Origin of the sequence: Umezawaea sp. Da 62-37 (assembly GCF_032460545.1) — a bacterium.
Classification (GTDB): Bacteria; Actinomycetota; Actinomycetes; order Mycobacteriales; family Pseudonocardiaceae; genus Umezawaea.
This window is the reverse complement of sequence record NZ_CP135965.1, coordinates 732,774-749,798: the sequence shown is the minus strand read 5'-3', so window position 1 is coordinate 749,798 and position 17,025 is coordinate 732,774. Positions and strand designations below refer to the sequence as shown.

General features: G+C 72.1%; 11 protein-coding genes. 5 read left to right on the top strand and 6 right to left on the bottom strand.

The features are described from left to right. Positions 1-4: 4 nt before the first annotated feature. The 3 genes from RM788_RS03190 (at position 5) to RM788_RS03180 (ending at position 4,719) form a co-directional block, all read left to right on the top strand. Positions 5-748: a hypothetical protein gene (locus RM788_RS03190; protein WP_315929967.1), complete on the top strand. Its 744-nt coding sequence runs from the start codon at positions 5-7 to the stop codon at positions 746-748. Positions 749-1,308: 560 nt separating this feature from the next. Further along, positions 1,309-3,324 (top strand): ATP-binding protein, encoded by a 2,016-nt coding sequence (locus RM788_RS03185; protein ID WP_315929966.1) that lies wholly within the window; start codon positions 1,309-1,311, stop codon positions 3,322-3,324. A 36-nt stretch (positions 3,325-3,360) separates the two neighbouring features. Beyond that, positions 3,361-4,719: a LuxR C-terminal-related transcriptional regulator gene (locus tag RM788_RS03180; protein WP_315929965.1), complete on the top strand. Its 1,359-nt coding sequence runs from the start codon at positions 3,361-3,363 to the stop codon at positions 4,717-4,719. A gap of 156 nt (positions 4,720-4,875) precedes the next feature. Here RM788_RS03180 and RM788_RS03175 read toward each other — a convergent pair whose 3' ends face one another. From RM788_RS03175 to RM788_RS03165, 3 genes are all read right to left on the bottom strand, one after another. Continuing rightward, the gene (locus tag RM788_RS03175; protein WP_315929964.1) at positions 4,876-5,499 is read right to left on the bottom strand and encodes a helix-turn-helix transcriptional regulator; all 624 of its coding nucleotides are present in this window, start codon (positions 5,497-5,499) and stop codon (positions 4,876-4,878) included. A 127-nt stretch (positions 5,500-5,626) separates the two neighbouring features. Next, positions 5,627-7,453 (bottom strand): ATP-binding protein, encoded by a 1,827-nt coding sequence (locus tag RM788_RS03170; protein WP_315929963.1) that lies wholly within the window; start codon positions 7,451-7,453, stop codon positions 5,627-5,629. Positions 7,454-7,798: 345 nt separating this feature from the next. Further along, positions 7,799-9,709, bottom strand: coding sequence for an ATP-binding protein (locus RM788_RS03165; RefSeq protein ID WP_315929962.1), 1,911 nt, complete (start codon positions 9,707-9,709; stop codon positions 7,799-7,801). A gap of 716 nt (positions 9,710-10,425) precedes the next feature. Between RM788_RS03165 and RM788_RS03160 the strand changes: the two genes are divergently transcribed. Then, on the top strand, positions 10,426-11,850 hold the full coding sequence (locus RM788_RS03160; protein ID WP_315929961.1) for a LuxR C-terminal-related transcriptional regulator: 1,425 nt from the start codon (positions 10,426-10,428) through the stop codon (positions 11,848-11,850). A gap of 78 nt (positions 11,851-11,928) precedes the next feature. Here RM788_RS03160 and ispG read toward each other — a convergent pair whose 3' ends face one another. From ispG to RM788_RS03145, 3 genes are read right to left on the bottom strand one after another with little or no spacing between them, the layout of a single operon-like run. Continuing rightward, positions 11,929-13,080 (bottom strand): flavodoxin-dependent (E)-4-hydroxy-3-methylbut-2-enyl-diphosphate synthase, encoded by a 1,152-nt coding sequence (gene ispG, locus RM788_RS03155; RefSeq protein ID WP_315929960.1) that lies wholly within the window; start codon positions 13,078-13,080, stop codon positions 11,929-11,931. Beyond that, the gene (locus RM788_RS03150) at positions 13,077-14,879 is read right to left on the bottom strand and encodes a 1-deoxy-D-xylulose-5-phosphate synthase (RefSeq protein ID WP_315929959.1); all 1,803 of its coding nucleotides are present in this window, start codon (positions 14,877-14,879) and stop codon (positions 13,077-13,079) included. Before RM788_RS03150 ends, ispG begins: the two co-directional genes overlap by 4 nt. Next, entirely contained in the window at positions 14,876-15,895 is a 1,020-nt protein-coding gene (locus tag RM788_RS03145) for a 4-hydroxy-3-methylbut-2-enyl diphosphate reductase (protein WP_315929958.1), read from the bottom strand. Before RM788_RS03145 ends, RM788_RS03150 begins: the two co-directional genes overlap by 4 nt. Positions 15,896-16,233: 338 nt before the next feature. Here RM788_RS03145 and RM788_RS03140 point away from each other — a divergent pair, with 338 nt between their 5' ends. Beyond that, positions 16,234-17,016 (top strand): IclR family transcriptional regulator, encoded by a 783-nt coding sequence (locus tag RM788_RS03140; protein ID WP_315929957.1) that lies wholly within the window; start codon positions 16,234-16,236, stop codon positions 17,014-17,016. The last annotated feature ends 9 nt before the right edge of the window (positions 17,017-17,025 follow it).

Below are 17,025 nucleotides of genomic sequence, written 5' to 3'. Positions count from 1 at the left end.
GTGGGTGGGAACCGACGAGGTGAAGGGCGACTCCTTCTTCGCCGACCCGACCCTGGACCACGTGCCTCCCGCGGCGCTTTTCGACGCCGCCGTCCGGGCGGCGACGACGATGCTCGGCCGTATCGACCCGGACCGGATGTCCTCACGACTGCGATCGGTCGAGGCGAAATTCCCCGGACTCTGCGAGCGCGGTGTGCCCGCGGATCTGCGGCTCGGATTCCCGGACCTGAGGCCCGGTACGAGTTGTGTGCCTTTCGAGGTGATCCAGGGAGCTGTCGTCGTGTGCGTCGGACGGCTGTGGATGTCGCATTCGGACGATGACGACGACGAGCTGCTCGCGCCGTGGATCATGAGTCCCGGCAGGCGCGCCGGACACGGCCTGCTGGACGCGCAGGCGTCGTGGCGGATGCTCATCGGCCCTCCTCGCAAGACCACCGAGGACTACCTGGTCGCGGACATGGTGGGCCCCTCGGCCCCCGGCGACGCGGGCGTGCACGCCGCCAGCCTGGTCCTGGAGGCGGCCCGCCAGGTCGCCGCGGTCGTCGCGAAAGCGAGCGGGAACGGCCGGAAGAACTCGTATTTCACCGTGTCCTCGATCGAGATGTCGCTCTCCGCGGGCGAATCCTGGGAAAGCTACCCGGAGATGATCTGCCACGGCTGGGAGGTGGCCCGCCGAAGGGTGTCCGCCTCCATCGCCCTGCACGTCGACGGCGTGCCGAGGGGAAGCCTGGTGATCGACGGCCGCTAGTGCCGCCGTCCGAGCGCCGTATCCGCCGAATTTCTTTCACAATCCGTTCGTCGGCACCAAGGGATCCGCGATGCGACCATCGCGGATCCCTTTTCGCGTTCTCCGGCATATGCGTCCCTCCGCCGGCATTCGCGACCCGTCCGCGGCGCGGGTTCGGCGGTCGTGCGCGTCGATGCGATCCGCAGTGGACGGTGTTAACCGGAGTGATCTTGGTCGACCGGCATGGAGAAAAGGGATCCAATTCGCGGCGGTCTGTGCGGTGTCAACGAGTCGGGTGTTTCGGCATTATGAACTCTCCGCTTTTCTGGATAATGTCCACTGTTCGTTTCGGTATCGTGCTGAGACGCGCGATGACCGTTCGGGCAATCGGGGCTCGGCGGGATATCCGAACGGGCATCCCCAACTCCGCGATTGTCGGGGGAATGACCGAGTGGTGCCGGCTTTCGGTCAATACCCTGTTTGGCTTTGCCGCGGTGTTCTCACCAGCCGTAGTGTTCCGATCACGGCGCGGGACCGCCCGCAAGTGCCGCCAGGCCTCAGAGTGCATACGGGGAGTGCGTATGGTTCCGACCGCGGAGTTGAAGGTCTCACTGCTCGGCGAGCCGCGCGCCTGGCTCGGTGATTCCCCGCTGAAGCTCGGCAACGGCCTGCAGGCCGCCGCGTTCGTCGCGCTCGCCCTGCGCGCCAACAGGGTCGTCTCCCGCACCGAACTGATCACCGACCTGTGGGGCGAGACGCGCCCATCCGGTGCGAGCAACCGGATCTACACCTACATCTCCGCCCTCCGGCGGATCCTGGGCGGCGGAGGTGAGGGCCGGGGCACGGCGGAGGTGCTGGAGAGCGGCTACTCCGGCTACCGGCTCGCGATCGCCTCGGACGACCTCGACTTCGCGCTCCTGCAGCGCTACCGGGACAGCGCACGCGTTTCCCGCGCCGCGGGCGACCTCGCGGGCGAACTGTCCTCAGTGGACAGCGCGCTCGCGATGTGGAAGGGCGAGGCGCTCAGCTCCGTGCCCGGCCCGCTCGCCCTCTCCTGGCGCGGACGCCTCGACGAGGTGAAGCTCGCGCTGAGCGCCCGCCGCGCCTGCCTGATGATCGATCTCGGGCACCACGACGAGGTCGTCGGCGAACTGCGGGAGCTGACCGCGCTCTACCCCGTGCGCGAGGACATCCACCACTCGCTGATGCTGGCCCTGAGCCGGTCGGGCAGGCCGCTGGAGGCGCTGGAGGTGTACCGCGAGGCCAGGGACATGCTCGTGGAGCGCTTCGGCACCGAACCGGGCGCGGCCCTGCGCGCGCTGCGGCAGGAGGTCCTGGCCGGTGGCGCGACGAAGGCTCCGTCGCCCGACGGCGCCGCCGTGCTCGCCGACCACGACCTGGCCGGAACCGTCCGCCTCCGCGTCGAGAACGCGCGCCCGTCCGCCTTCGTCGGGCGGACCGCTGAACTCGACCGGATCCGGTCCGCGGTGGCGGGCGCCATGGCGGGTCGCGGCGGCTCGCTCTGGATCAACGGCGCTCCGGGGACCGGGAAGACCGCCCTGCTCGGGGAAGGGCTCGCGGACGTGGTCGGCGGGGACTGCGTCGTCGGCTGGGCCGTCGCGGACGAGCTGTCCCAGCGGATCCGGCTCGGCGTGCTGGACGAGTGCGTCGGCCACCTGGACAGCGCTTACCGCGAGCACGTCGGTCAGCAGCCCCCCGACCTCGCCGCCGAGGACGCGGAGGCTCGCGCGGACACCCGACTCCGCCTCGGCGGCGTGATCGCGCGGGTGCGGTCGCTGCTGGACGCCGCGGGCGGCAGGCCGGTGGTCCTGGTGGTCGACGACCTGCACTGGGCCGACGACGAGTCCCTGCTCGTGTGGCGGCACCTGCACACCATGACCAAGCGCCACCCGCTGCTGCTCGTCACCACCTGCCGTCCGCTGCCGCGCAGGCGCAACCTGGACCTGTTGAGGATGCTCGTGGCGGAGTCCGGCTGCGACGTGTTCGACCTCGGTGAGCTGTCCGACACCGAGGCGGACGAACTGCTCCGGGGTTCGTACTCGGCGGATCGACCGGCCGACCACGCGGTGACAACGATGTCGGCGGGCAACCCGGCGTTCGTCCACGCGATCGCGCGGGCCGCGGCCGACCTGCCCGTCCCGAACTGGTCGGTCGCGCCGGCCCCGGTGGTCGAGGTCGTCCGCGAGCACCTGGACTGCCTGTCCGAGTGCACGGGGGAGATGCTCCGCCGGGCGTCGCTGCTCGGCGTCTCGCACACGGTCGGCGAACTGCTGAAGGCGAGCGGCAAGCGCGCCCACGACCTGCTGAACTTCGTCGACGAGGCGCTCGCCGGGGGAGTGCTGGTCGACCTCGGGGGCTCGCGGCTCAGGTTCCGCCACCCGATCGTCCGACGGGTCCTCTACGAGTCCGTCCCGGCCGCGCTGAGGCGCGCCGCGCTGCACGACGCCGACGTCGACGCGACCACGGCGCTGTCCACGTACTGGTCCCGCCCGATCGAGACGCACCCCTCGACACACGACGACGCCGGTGATCGACTGGTGCAGTCGTCGGGATCGGTGCCCCGGTACCGCCGGTGAGCACGTGCCGCGACCGGCACAGGTGGTGAGGGGGAGATGGTGGAGGAGCGCTCCGACGGCCCGTCCGCCGGTTCCGCGGCGGTGCGGCGCCGGGCCGGGCTGATCGCCCGCGGCCGCTGGCAGGAGGCGGACCGCCTCGCCGAGGGGGTCGGTGACTTCGCGGGCCTGGTCTACGTGCCGGGCGGTGATGCGCTGGCGCACGGCGCCGGGGCGCACCGGGTCGACGACGACCCCCTGGAAGGCCGGGAACTGGCGCTGAAGGCCCTGCTGCTGGCGAACCGGGGTGTCGACCGGGCCGTCGCCGTCGAATCGGCCATGGCGGTGCTGGAGTCCCCCGCGCGGCGCGACGCGGTCTGCTTCTGGACCGCGGTCATGGTGCTGACGTTCAGCGACGAACTGGAGCGCGCGGAGGCCGCGTGCGGCCGGGCGGAGGAGTCGGCCGAGTGGCCGGGGACCGCGGGCTGCCGCGACACCGTTGGCCTGCTCAGGGCTCGGATCCACGCGATGTCCGGCCGCACCGAGGAGGCGATCGACCTCTTGCTCGTGCAGCTGTCCTCTGGTGGACTCGGACGGCTCACCGGCATCGCGGTGGCCTGGGCGGTGTCCCTGCTCGCCGACCGGGGCGAGATCGCCGCGGCCAACGACCTGCTGGAGGGCAACGGCTTCACCGGCTCCATGGAGCACGCGCCCGACCGCGCCGAACTGCTGGCCGCGCGCGGGGGCCTGCACCTGAGCGGTGGGAACTTCGAGCGCGGGCTCGACGACTTCCTCGCCTGCGGCCGCGAACTGGACGCGCGCTCCGTGGAGAACTCCGCCGTCATCGCCTGGCGCACCGGCGCGGCCCTGTGCGCCGCGGCGATCGAACGCCGCGACCTCGCGTTCGCCCTGGCCAACGAGGACGTGGCGCACGCGACGACCTGGGGCGCGCCGCGCAGGCAGGCGGTCGCGCTGCACGTCCTCGCCGTGGCCCGCCGGGACCCCCGCAGCGTCGACCTCCTCAAGGAGGCCGTGGCGCTGCTGGACGGGCTGTCCTGCCCCGAGCTCTACCGGGCCGGGCACGACCTCGCGGTGCTGCTCGGCGAGCGCGGCGAGCTGGACGAGGCGCGATCGGTGCTGGAGAGCGCCCGCGCGGTCGCGGAGCGCGGCGGGAACGCCTTCTGGGCCAAGAGGCTGGAGACCGCGGTGCGCAGGCTCGGCGTCTCCGACGCGCTCCCGCTGACCCGGCAGGAACTGGCGGCCGCGAAGCTCGCCAGGGCGGGGTACAGCAACAAGCAGATCGCCGAGAAGCAGATGGTGACCCCCAGGATGGTGGAGCTGCACCTGTCGAGCGTCTACCGCAAGCTCGGCATCTCGGGCAGGCTCGACCTCGCGCTGACGATGACCTTGGCGGACTGACCGCTCAGGACTATCGGGCGGATCCCGTCGGAGCCCCCGCGCCGCAGGGGTTCCGGTGTTCCGCCGCGCTGCCGATCGGGGTGGGTGCCCGACGGGCTTCGGCCTGTCCGGTCGTCCACCACCGCGCGCCCGTCGGGCGCGCGGTGTCCGGCAGGGTCAGATCACGCCCATCCGCAACGCGTAGGCCACCGCGTGGGGGCGGTTGCGGAGCTTGAGGCGGCTGGTCACCCCGAAGATGACCCGCTTCACCGCCCGTTCCGAGAAGCTGAGCTTGACCGCGATCTCCGCGGTGTCCAGGCCGTCCGACATCAGCCGCAGGACGTCGATCTCCCGCGGGGTCAGGCCGGAGGTGTGCAGACCGTGCGGGGACAGGACTTCGCGCTGCATCCGCTCGACCTGCTTGAGTAGCTCACCGAGCATGTTCGAGGGCAGCACGCCCCCGCCGGACGCGGCCGTCAGCACCGCTTCCTCGATGCGCTCCTTGGTCGCGGAGGCCCGTGGGAGCACCGCGACGACGTTGCACTCGACGGCGGTGAACAGGTCGGCGCGGCTGATCTCGCCTGCGATCAGCGCCACCGGCGCGCCGAGGGAAGCCTTCACCTTGCGGAGGGAGGAGGCCACCTTCACCGTCATCCGGTCCGCGACGACCACGACGACGTCCACCTGGGTGTGCCGGTCGGTCGCGACGACCTCGATGTTGGGTCGGGAATCGAGGTGGCCGCTGATTGCCGAGCGCGTCAGCGGATCTCCTGCCTGCACAAGCACTCTCACCAAGTTCACGTGGCCTCCTCCTAAGCTCCTCGTAAGCTGTTGGGACAAGTGTGCGATTACCCACTCCAAGAACTCTCTACGTGTTCTCCTCCCGATCACCGCCGCGGGAGGACGCCGGGTCGGGAACGGCGTCGCCTCAAGGGCACTGCTGGTGCACCGCGAGGCGCAGCGACACCGGAACGCTCTCGTAGAGGACCCTCCGCAGCAACGGGTGCGCGAACCTGACCTCGTCGTCGGACTCCACCAGCGCGCCCACCTCCAGGGCTTCGGCGAGGACGTCGACGAGGTCGTCCGCCCGAGCCCCGGTCGTCGCCATGATCTCCTCGACCGAGCAGGAGTCGCCGAGCAGGGCCATGGCGCGCAGCACCTCCCGCGCCTCCACCGTCAGGTGGCCGAAGTGGTCCAGCACGACCGCGGCCACCGGGTGGGGAACCGCTTTCCACTTCCGCACCTGGCCGTGGTGCTCGACGGCGGCCGCCATGGCCAGCAGGTAGGCGGGGTTGCCGCCCGCGAGCGCGACGATGGTGCGCGCCGACGTGCGGGCCAGGGGCTGCACCCGTTCCAGGAGGTCCCGCGCCTCGTGGTCGGTCATGGGCGGCAGCGGGACGGTCGTCGACCGGAACCCGTCCGCCAGCTCGCGCATCAGGTCGAGGTCGTGCCTGCCGGGGAGCGGTCGGCACGCCGACACCATCAGCAGCGGGCGGTGCTGGCTCAGCCCGCGCAGGTAGTGCCAGACCGACAGGCTTTCCACGTCGGCCCACTGGAGGTCGTCGAGCACCATGACCAGCGGCTGCCCCACGTGCGACCCGACCACCTGGCGCACGTGGTCGAGCACGGAGGACACCGGGGTGTCGGGGCCGAGGCTCAGGTGCACCGGGGGCACGTGGGGGAGGGCGGCGCCGATGTCGCCAAGGCAGCGCTCGACGGTGTAGAAGGGGATGTCCTGGGTGAACTCGTCGGCGCCCGTCCAGCTCACCGTGCAGCTCGCCGACGTCGTGCCCGCGAGCGCCTCGGCCAGCAGCGCGCTCTTGCCGCTGCCCGGCGCGCCCTCGACCCAGACGCACCCGCCGCGGCCCGCCAGCACGTCCGCGACCGCAGACCTCAGCCTGGCGACCGGTTCGGCGCGCCCCACGAACGGCGTGGACGCGCGGGTGCGGGCGGCGATCCGGAGCGCCTGCCGCGACCCCGCGAGGTCGGACGTCCGGCCGACCGTCGTGTCCCCCGCGAGGATGCGCTGGTGCAGCGAGCGCAGCGCGTGACCGGGTTCGGTGCCGAAGCGGTCCACCAGCACGTCCCGCGCCCGCCGGTAGGCCTCCAGCGCGTCGGTCTGCCTGCCCGCCCGGAACATCGAGGTCATCAGCAGTCCGTGCAGCCCTTCGCGCGCCGGGTTCGCGCGCACCAGGTCGACCAGCTCGTCGATCACCTCGTCGTGCCGGTCGGTCGCGACCAGGAGTTCGGCCCTGCGTTCCAGCACCGAGAGGCGGATCTCCTTCAACCGCAACCGGGTGGCCTCCGCCAACGGCCCCGGCACCCCGGAGAGCGCCTCGCCGTTCCACAGCGCCAGCGCCTCGCCCAGGACGGCGAGTTCGCGGTCGGTGTCGCCCGCCTCGTTCAGCACGCGCGCCTGTTCGCGCAGGTGGTCGAGCCGGTGCACGTCCAGCGCGTCCTGGCGCAGCTCCAGCTGGTACCCGGCGTAGGAGGTCGTGAGGGCGGTCGTGGGCCCCAACGCGCGCCTGAGCGCGGAGATGTAGGTGTACAGACCGCCCGCGGCGCTCGCGGGCGCCTCGGGCCCCCACACGGCGTCGATCAGCTCGGTGCGGGAGACGGAGTGGTTGGCCCGCAGCGCCAGCGCGGCGAACACGGCCCGCTTCAAGCCGCCGCCGAGGTGGATCCGCCTGCCGTCGTGCCAGGCCGCCGGTTCACCGAGGAGGGCCACCTCGAGCGACAGGTCCACCGAAGTCACGCACACCTCCGCAGCACGAGGATCGGAGTGCGTCACCGGCGATCCGCGGAGGACGACGATTGCGCGTTCACATCCCGGCCGTGCCGTCACGGTCGCCCATCCGGGAATGACAGCCGCCAGGCGGTCGTGTCGGGGACAGCGGGCTTGTGCAACATAGCCAGACGGGCGGGATCGGCACCACGCGTGCACGTGGGTCTGCCCGTTCGGACGGATTTCTCCGCCCTCAGGGACGAACGCCTTCCGCCGAGTGGCCCGGAACGATCCAGGGAAAGCGGTTTCCCGCAGCGAACGGGTGGTGGGTGCGGAAAGCGGATTCCCGAGGTGCGGCCACCTGGCGGGCGCCGGTTACTCCGGACGCCCCGGCCGCTCCGCCCCCATCGGGCCCGTCGCCTCCGCCAGCATCTCGGTGAACTGCCGCCGCAGCGGCGTCCTGATGGGGGCGGGGATCCGCTCGTAGGCGGCCCGCCACAGCGGGGTGGTGCGGAACGCGAGCGCCCCCCGCTCCTCGACCACCACCTGCGCGGCGATGGCCTCGTCGAGCGCCTCCCTGACCGCGGCGGCGGGCAGGTCCGTGACCACCACCAGGTCCGACTCCGAGAACTCCGCCCCGAGCACCGCCGCCGCCCGCACCACGCGCATCGACGCCGTGGAGACCGACAGCAGCGTCCGCTGCGCCGCGGACGCCGTGCCCCGCTGGGGAGGTCCGGTGTCGGCCGGTGCGGCGCCGCCCGGCCTGGTGGACAGGACCCTGCGCCTGCGCAGCGCGCGGCCGAGTTCCAGCAGCCGCAACGGGTTGCCCGCGGCCTGCGTGGCGAGCCGCACGGCGGTCCACGCGGCGCAGCCGCCCGCCGTCTCGCGGACGAGGTGCTCGGCCTCGGCGGGCGTGAGCGGGGCGAGGTCGACGACGTGGCCGTCGGCGTGGCGCACGGCGTCCCGGAGCGCGTGGAGATCAGGACGGGTGCCGTGCGGGCGCGAGGTCGCGACCAGCAGCAGCGGCAGGTCGCGGGTGGCCCTGACCAGTCGGTGCCACATCCGGACCGTGGCGCCGTCGGCCCGGTGCAGGTCGTCGACCACCAGCACGAACGGGGCCTTGGCGCAGGTCCGCAGGACCAGGTCGGCCACGCGGTCGTCGACGTTGTCCTCGTCGAGCCCCGGCGCGTGCCTGCCGCCGGGCGCCAGGTCGATGTCGAAGCAGTTCATGAGCACCTGGAGGTCGAACCGCGCGAGCAGCTCGTCGGCGTGCGCCCACCCCAGGGTGCAGCCCGCGGCTTCCGCGTCCGCCAGACCGGCGGTCAGCAGCGCGGATTTGCCGGTGCCCGCGTCGCCCTCGATCCAGACCGCGCCGCCGGTCCCGGCGACCAGGCCGGCGGCCAGCGCGCGCAGCCGGTCGACGGCGTCCTCGCGGCCCACGAGGTCCAGGGGCGGCTTGGCCAGGGTCTCCTGGACGGACGCGGGCACCACCGGGCCCGGCGCCCGTCGGGGCGCGGCCGCGGACGGCCCGCCGGACTGTGGACTCGCGTCCGCGCGGATCCGGGCGTGCAGCTCGGCCAGCGCGGGGCCGGGGGACACCCCGAGCTCCCTGGCCAGCGTGAGCCGGGCGTCCTCGACCGCCGCGAGCGCCTCGGCGTGCCTGCCGCACCGGTGCAGGGCGAGGACCAGCAGCTCCCTGGCCGATTCCCTCAGCGGTCGTTCGCGGACCAGGTTGGCGGCGTCGGCGACGACCTCGTTCTGGTGCCCCGCCTCGATGAGGATCCGCGCGCGCTGCTCCACCGCCGCGATCCGCGACTCGCCGAGGCGCTGGCCCTCCAGCTCCGCGAACGGGCCGGGGACGGCGGAGTACGCCTCGCCCTTCCACAGGCCGAGGCCCAGCGTGAGCGAGTCGACCGCGCCTTCCAGGTCGCCGATCTGGAGGCGCCTGGTCGCCTCGGCGCGGCAGCGTTCGAAGGACAGGCTGTCGACGTCGGCCCCGTCGAGGTGCAGCCGGTAGCCGCGCGGGGTGGTGACCAGCAGGCCGCGCGCGGGCCCGAGGGCGCGGCGCAGCCCCGACACGTAGGTGTGCAGGTTCCCCTGCGCGGTGGCGGGCGCCCCCGCGCCCCAGACGGCGTCCGCCAACTCGCGGTAGGAGACCTCCTCCGCGGCGTTGCCGACGAGCACGGCGAACGCGGCCCGCTGCCGCGCGGTGCCGAGTGCGATTTCGGTGTCGCCGAGCCATGCCCGGAGCGGGCCGAGCACATCGACTCGAAGTCTGCCGTACACCTGGCGGTTCCTCCCGGCCACGCCCGCGGCTGAGCTGTGGTCTTCCTCGTTCCGGTGGTCGGACCTCGGCGGAACGCCCGCCTGTCGACCCTCCTGCGCCGGGGAAGGGGCCACCGGGTGGTCACCGGTCCTCCCCCTTCCACCCCGTCCCGCTCCCCGCCGCCGCACTGGTCCACAATGGACCGACGAGTGCCGGACCGGACCGTTGCCGGGCCGACGTGACGAGTCAACCCCGAAGTTGTGGACCTTGGAAACGGCCGCGGACCGAGCGGGCCCCTTCGGACGTCACGGCGTGCCCGATCAACAGCCGCGCCGCCCCGCGTGCCGCGAGCCCGTGCTCCCGGTGTCGCCGAGCTGGGGAAGTGGTGCGGACCAGCGGGCGGGAACCGGGCATGTTCTCGCCACGAAGTGGGCTTGCCCACCGCCGCGCGGCACTCGTGGGCCGCGCGCGGCCGACGCACATCGGATGACTCGACGACCTGACCAGTGCCGAAGCCGCGACGGCCGGTCCGCCGGGCCGCGGGGCCGGTTCCGCGGGCGGAATATCGGGAAGAGATCGGACTTCACGGGGCATACGTCCGATCTTGACACGTCGGACGCCGGATCACGATCATGGATGTCGCCGGACTGGAGCGGCTTCATCCGTGGTCGAGTGGCGACCACCCCCGGTGGCGCAGTGCTCGGGAACGACTACACGGAACCGCGAGTAGTGGCACATGACTCCACCGCACGGCCGGGCTTCGCGGGACGACGTCCAGCGATCCGGCGCCGACGTCCTGCCGGGCGTGTTCGCACCCTCCTACCTGCTCCCCGTGCCCGGCCGCAGACCGGTCCGCCGCACGCCCGTCGGCGACCTGGTGGCCGAGACCCTCGGCATCGACGGGCAGCGGCCGGGCTCGGCGGTGCTCCCGGTGGTCCGGGACGGGCGGGATCCGGTCCCGGACGCGGTCTTCGGCACCCCCGGCCCGCCCCGTGCCCACGGACCGGGCTGCGCGGCCGCTCTCGCGGTGGACGCGCTGGGCCGCGGCGTCGACCGGGCGGCCGCCGTGCGGTACGCGCGGGCGGCGCTGGCCGACCCGGACTGCGGCGCCGATCCCGGCTGCGCGTGGCACGCGATGGTGACCCTGATCGAGGCGGACGACCTCCCGGCCGCGGACGCCGGGTGCGAACGACTGGCCACCCTGCCGCTCGGCGAGGTGGGCGAGCAGGTGCGCGCCCTGGTCCGGGGCCGGATCAGCTTCCTGTCCGGTGACGCCGCGGGCGCCCGCGAGGTGCTGGAGACCCGGCTCGCCGACGGCGTGGACCCCGCGCTGGAGCCCGCCGCCACGGCCTGGCTCACCGAGGCGCTGGCCGAACTCGGCGACGTCAGGGCGGCGGGGGAGCTGCTGGTGCGCCGGGGCTACGAGGACGCCCTGCCGGGCGGGGAAGCGGGTCGGGCACTGCTGCTCGCGGCCCGTGGCCGACTCCGCATGGCCGAGGGCGGCGTCCTGCGCGGCGTCAAGGACCACCTGCTCTGCGGACGGGAACTGGCGAACGCGGGCTTCACGAACGGCGCGGTGCTGGCATGGCGGTCACGGGCCGCTCTGGGCGCGCTCGCGCTGCGCTCCCAGGACCTCGCCGTCGAACTCGCCCGCGCCGAACTGGAGTCCGCCCGCACCTGGGAGGCGCCCCGCGCGCTGGGCTGGGCGCTCTACGTGGTGGCGCTCGCCGAGCACGGCGACCGCGGCGTCGCCCTCGTGACCGAGTCCGTCGACCTGCTCGACTTCGCCCGCGCCCGCAGCGAACTGGTCCGCGCCCTCTACGACCTGGCGCAACTGCTCAACAGCCGCGGCGACCTCAGCCGGGCCAGGCGCGCGTTGAAACGGGCGACCGCGGTGGCCGAGGAATGCGGCAACGCCTACTGGGCGGGCCACTGCGCCAACGCCCTGCGCACCCTGGCCGACGGCACCCCGGAAGAGGTGCTGACCAACCAGGAGGCCAGGGTCGCCGAACTCGCCCGCGCCGGCTACCGCAACGACGAGATCGCCGGGAAGATGGGCCTCACCAGGCGAACCGTCGAGTTCCACCTGTCCTCCATCTACCGCAAACTCGGCATCGCGGGCAGACGCGACCTGCACACCGCGATGACGTCGAGGTCCTGACAGCCCACCGGCCACCGGGTCCACCGGTGGCCGACGTCCGAGCTCGTCCTGCTCCTCGTTCGGGCGGTGCCGTGCGGGTCAGCTGACCGAGACGGCGGGCGCCATCCCCTCGACGGGCTCCATGCTCTCCGCCAACTTCATGGCCTCCTCGATCAACGTCTCCACGATCATGTGCTCGGGCACCGTCTTGATCACCTCGCCCTTCACGAAGATCTGCCCCTTGCCGTTGCCCGAGGCCACCCCGAGGTCCGCCTCCCGAGCCTCACCGGGCCCGTTCACCACACACCCCATGACGGCGACCCGGAGCGGCACCTCCATGCCCTCGAGCCCGGCCGTGACCTGCTCCGCGAGCGTGTACACGTCGACCTGCGCCCGTCCGCACGACGGGCAGGACACGATCTCCAGCTTCCGCGGCCGCAGGTTCAGCGTCTGGAGGATCTGGATGCCGACCTTGATCTCCTCGACCGGAGGTGCCGACAGCGACACCCGGATCGTGTCGCCGATCCCCTGCCGCAGCAGTGCCCCGAACGCCACGGCGGACTTGATCGTCCCCTGGAACGCGGGCCCGGCCTCGGTCACGCCCAGGTGCAACGGGTAGTCGCACTGCTCGGCCAGGAGTTCGTAAGCGCGCACCATCACGACCGGGTCGTTGTGCTTGACCGAGATCTTGATGTCGTGGAAGTCGTGCTCGGCGAACAACGACGCCTCCCACAGCGCCGACTCCACCAGCGCCTCCGGTGTCGCCTTGCCGTACTTCTCCATCAACCGCGGGTCCAGCGACCCGGCGTTCACGCCGATGCGGATCGGCGTCCCGTGGTCCTTCGCTGCGGCCGCGATCTCCTTCACCTGGTCGTCGAACTTGCGGATGTTGCCCGGATTCACCCGGACGGCCGCACAACCGGCCTCGATGGCCGCGAACACGTACTTCGGCTGGAAGTGGATGTCCGCGATCACCGGGATCTGCGACTTGGTCGCGATCGCCTTCAACGCGTCCGCGTCGTCCTGCGACGGGCACGCCACCCGCACGATGTCGCAGCCCGCCGCGGTCAACTCCGCGATCTGCTGCAACGTCGCGTTGACGTCCGAGGTCAGGGTCGTGCACATGGACTGCACGGCGACCTGGCTGTCGCTGCCCACGCCGACCGTGCCGACCTGGAGCTGCCGCGTCCTGCGGCGCGGTGCGAGTACCGGTGGCGGCATCGCGGGAAGACCGAGTGCGACCTGGCTCATCGTCGTGCCCTTTCCAAGCTGGCTTGGTGCTGCGCCGCGACGGTGCCGAACAGCGTCAACGCGGTTCCGGCGATGGATTCCGCGGTGAGACCGTGCTCCGCGAGGATCGCGGACCGGTCGCCGTGGTCGAGGAACTCCTTGGGCAGGCCCAGGTTGTGCACGGGCGTGGTGACCCGCGCGTCGGTGCATGCCTGGGCGAGCGCCGCGCCGACGCCGCCGGTGCGCACGCCGTCCTCCACGGTGATGACCAGGCGGTGCCGCGACGCCAGGTGCACCAGGGTCTGGTTCACCGGCAGCAGCCAGCGCGGGTCGACGACCATGGCGCCGATGCCGTTGCTGGACAACAGCTCCGCGGCCCGGATCGCCGGGGCGGCGAACACGCCGGTGGACACGATCATGATGTCGAGCGGCTGGGACTTGCCCCGGTAGAGGATGTCCAGGCCGTCCATCCGGTGGATCGCGGGGATCTCCGGACCGGCGCTCGCCTTCGGGAACCGCAGCGCGGTCGGGCCGTCGTTCGTGGCCACGGCCTCGCGGAGCAGCGCGGCGAGCTGGGTCGTGTCGCGAGGCGAGGCGACGCGCATTCCCGGCACCGCGCCGAGCAGGGCGAGGTCCCACATGCCGTGGTGGCTGGCGCCGTCCGGCCCGGTGACGCCCGCGCGGTCCAGCACGAAGGTCACCGGCAGGCGGTGCAGGGCCACGTCCATCAGGATCTGGTCCACCGCGCGGTTCAGGAACGTGGCGTACAGGCAGACCACCGGGTGCAGCCCGCCCATCGCGAGCCCGGCCGCGCTGGTGACGGCCTGCTGCTCGGCGATACCCACGTCGAAGACGCGCTCGGGGAACGCGGTGGCGAACTGGTGCAGCCCGACCGGGCGCAGCATCGCGGCGGTCAGGGCGACCACCTCGGGGTGCTCGGCGCCGATCGCCGTCAGCTCCGCGCCGAACGACGCGGTCCACGTGGGCGAACCGCCGCCGGCGGCCTTGCCGGTCACCGGGTCGATGACGCCGATGCCGTGCATGCGGTCGGCCTCGTCGGTCACGGCGTAGGCGTACCCGCGGCCCTTCTCGGTGACGCAGTGCACCACCACCGGGCGGTCGAGCCGCACGGCCTCCCGGTACGCCTGTTCGACGGCGTCGACGTCGTGGCCGTCCACCGGGCCGAGGTAGGAGAAGCCGATGTGCTCGAACAGGTTCGGCCCGGACCGCCCGCCGTCGCGCAGCGCGGAGAGGTGTTCGGCGAAACCGCCGACGGTGGGGTCGTAGGAGCGGCCGTTGTCGTTGAGGACGACCACGACCGGACGGCCGCCGCCGCCGATGTTGTTCAGGGCCTCCCAGGCCACACCGCCGGTCAGCGCGCCGTCGCCGATCACCGCGACCACCCGGCGGTGGTCCTCGCCGAGGATCCGCTGGGCCTTGGCCAGGCCGTCGACGTAGGCCAGCGACGTGGACGCGTGCGAACTCTCCACGTGGTCGTGCGGCGACTCCTGGCGGGACGGGTAGCCGGACATGCCGCCCGCCGCGCGCAGCGAGTCGAAGGCGTCCTGCCTGCCGGTGAGCATCTTGTGCACGTAGGCCTGGTGGCCCGTGTCGAACACGATGCGGTCGGTCGGCGAGTCGAACACCCGGTGCAGCGCGATGGTCAGCTCGACCACGCCGAGGTTCGGTCCGAGGTGGCCGCCCGCGCGGCAGACCCGGTCGACCAGGAACTCCCTGATCTCGGTCGCCAGCGGGGTGAGCTGGTCCGGGCTCAGCTCCTTGAGCCGATCCGGACCGGTGACGCTGTTCAACAGGGTCATGTCCTCGCACCCTCTCCGGTGGACCCGGCGTTGGCGGACTTGGCCGCGGCGGCCCCTCGCACGACCGGAAGGCCGAAGTGGGTCGTCTCGCGGGTGATCTCCCGTTCCTCGACCGACACCGGGCCGAGCGCGGCGAAAGCTTCCACGACCTCGGTGACCAGTGCGGGAGGTGCGGACGCGCCCGCCGTCAGCCCCACCGTGCGCACGCCCTCCAACCACTCCGGCCGGATGTCGGCCGCGCGGTCGATGAGGTGCGCCGGGGTGCCCTGGCGGCGGGAAAGCTCCACCAGGCGGACCGAGTTGGACGAGTTCGTCGAGCCGACGACCAGCACGAGGTCGGCTTCCTCGATGATCGCGTTGAGCGCGTTCTGCCGGTTGGTGGTGGCGTAGCAGATGTCGTCCGACGACTGCTCGTGCAGCATCGGGAACTTCTGCCGCAGCGCGTCCACGGCGGCGGCGGTCTCGTCGACCGCGAGCGTGGTCTGGGTGAGGTAGGAGACTCGTTCCGGGTCCGGCAGGTCGAGGTTCCGGACGTCGTCCAGCGTGTCGACCAGGACGATCGAGTCCGGCGCCTCGCCGAGGGTGCCCTCCACCTCCTCGTGCCCGGCGTGCCCGATGAGCACGACCGTGTCGCCGCGGGCGGCGAAGCGGCGGGCCTTGGCGTGGACCTTGGTGACCAGGGGGCAGGTGCCGTCGATGACGTCGAGGCCGCGGTTGTTCGCCTCCTCGCGCACCGCGGGGGAGACCCCGTGCGCGGAGAACACCACCGTGGCACCGTCGGGCACCTCTTCCAGCTCCTCGACGAAGACCGCGCCCTTGTTGGCGAGGTCCTCGACGACGTAGGCGTTGTGCACGATCTGCTTGCGGACGTAGACGGGGGACGTGTGCGACCTCAGGGCCCGCTCGACGATCTCGATGGCCCGTTCGACTCCCGCGCAGAAGGACCGCGGACCGGCCAGCAGGATCCGACGCGCACCGTCGTCCTCCGGGTTCTCGCCCGTACTCGGATTTCCCATATCGGCACAGTAGGGAGAAAGACAGCAATGCGTCAACGGCGGGTTCCGCTTTTCCGGACTGTTGCGCAGCTCACTCCAGTGACTTTTTTGTGACTGTTCCGACTTCTGTTCGGAGGCCCTTCCGAACCCCTGTCTGTCGCTAAGGGGCACGAACGCGTGATTTCGCGGGACAACGCCTTTCGGGCCCCTTGATCCTGCCCCGGTGCTCGCGTAGTCATGGAGTCAGTGGTGTGCCTCAGCGACGGGAGCGCCTCAGCGACGGGAGCATCGCGGTGAACTTCGTACGTACTTCTCGGGAACTGTCACAGCAGTCGCGGCCTCAGCCCATCGGGCGGCCCGTGGGGCTCGAAAGCCTGGTGGAGGTGGGTGGTAACGGGCCGGGAGGAGGTCCGCTGCGCAAGGCGCTCGGTGTGCTCGAGGTCTTGGCGGGGGCACCGCGGCCGCTGTCGCTGTCCGAGCTGTCCAGGACGGTCGACCTGCCGAAGTCGACGCTGCACCGGCTCATGAGGGTTTTGACGGATCTGCGCCTCGCGGTGCGGATGGAATCGAAATCGTACGAGCTCGGGGATTACATTTTCCAGTTGGCGGCCACGCGCGATGTGGCCAAGGTGCAGAACTTCAGCTACTCCATCACGCCGTTCCTGCTCGAGCTATTCCAGCTGACCGGTAAAATGGTGAGCGTCGGTATGCTGACAGGTATGAAAGTGCAGCACGCGGGTACTCTTTACGGCCAGGAGCACAGCAGGCTCGCCATGGCGATGAGGAAACCGGTGCCCGCGCACTGCTCGGCGGCGGGCAAGCTGCTGCTGGCGAAGACCGTGCGGCACCCGGTGAACTTCTGCGGCACCGCGCCGGTCGCCTACACGCAGTGGACGGTCACCGGGGCCGACCGGATGAAGCGCGAGTTCGAGATGATCCGGAGCACCGGGCTGTCCTACGCCCGCAGCGAGTACATCCCCGAACTCGTCGAGGTGGCGGCTCCGATCCACCTCGGCAACGCCGATCCCGTGGCCGCGATCGTCATCGGCGGCACGGTGAACCGGACGGACCTCAAGGGCATCGGGCGGATCCTGCTGGACGCCGTCGGCTCGATCGAGGAGAAGCTCGCCGGGGCCTGCTGACGGGGTGCC

Coding starts and splice junctions, on each gene's coding strand:
- RM788_RS03185 (WP_315929966.1), top strand. CDS start 1,309: ATGGTTCCGACCGCGGAGTTGAAGGTCTCACTGCTCGGCGAGCCGCGC.
- RM788_RS03180 (WP_315929965.1), top strand. CDS start 3,361: ATGGTGGAGGAGCGCTCCGACGGCCCGTCCGCCGGTTCCGCGGCGGTG.
- RM788_RS03160 (WP_315929961.1), top strand. CDS start 10,426: ATGACTCCACCGCACGGCCGGGCTTCGCGGGACGACGTCCAGCGATCC.
- ispG (WP_315929960.1), bottom strand. CDS start 13,080: ATGAGCCAGGTCGCACTCGGTCTTCCCGCGATGCCGCCACCGGTACTC.
- RM788_RS03150 (WP_315929959.1), bottom strand. CDS start 14,879: ATGACCCTGTTGAACAGCGTCACCGGTCCGGATCGGCTCAAGGAGCTG.
- RM788_RS03145 (WP_315929958.1), bottom strand. CDS start 15,895: ATGGGAAATCCGAGTACGGGCGAGAACCCGGAGGACGACGGTGCGCGT.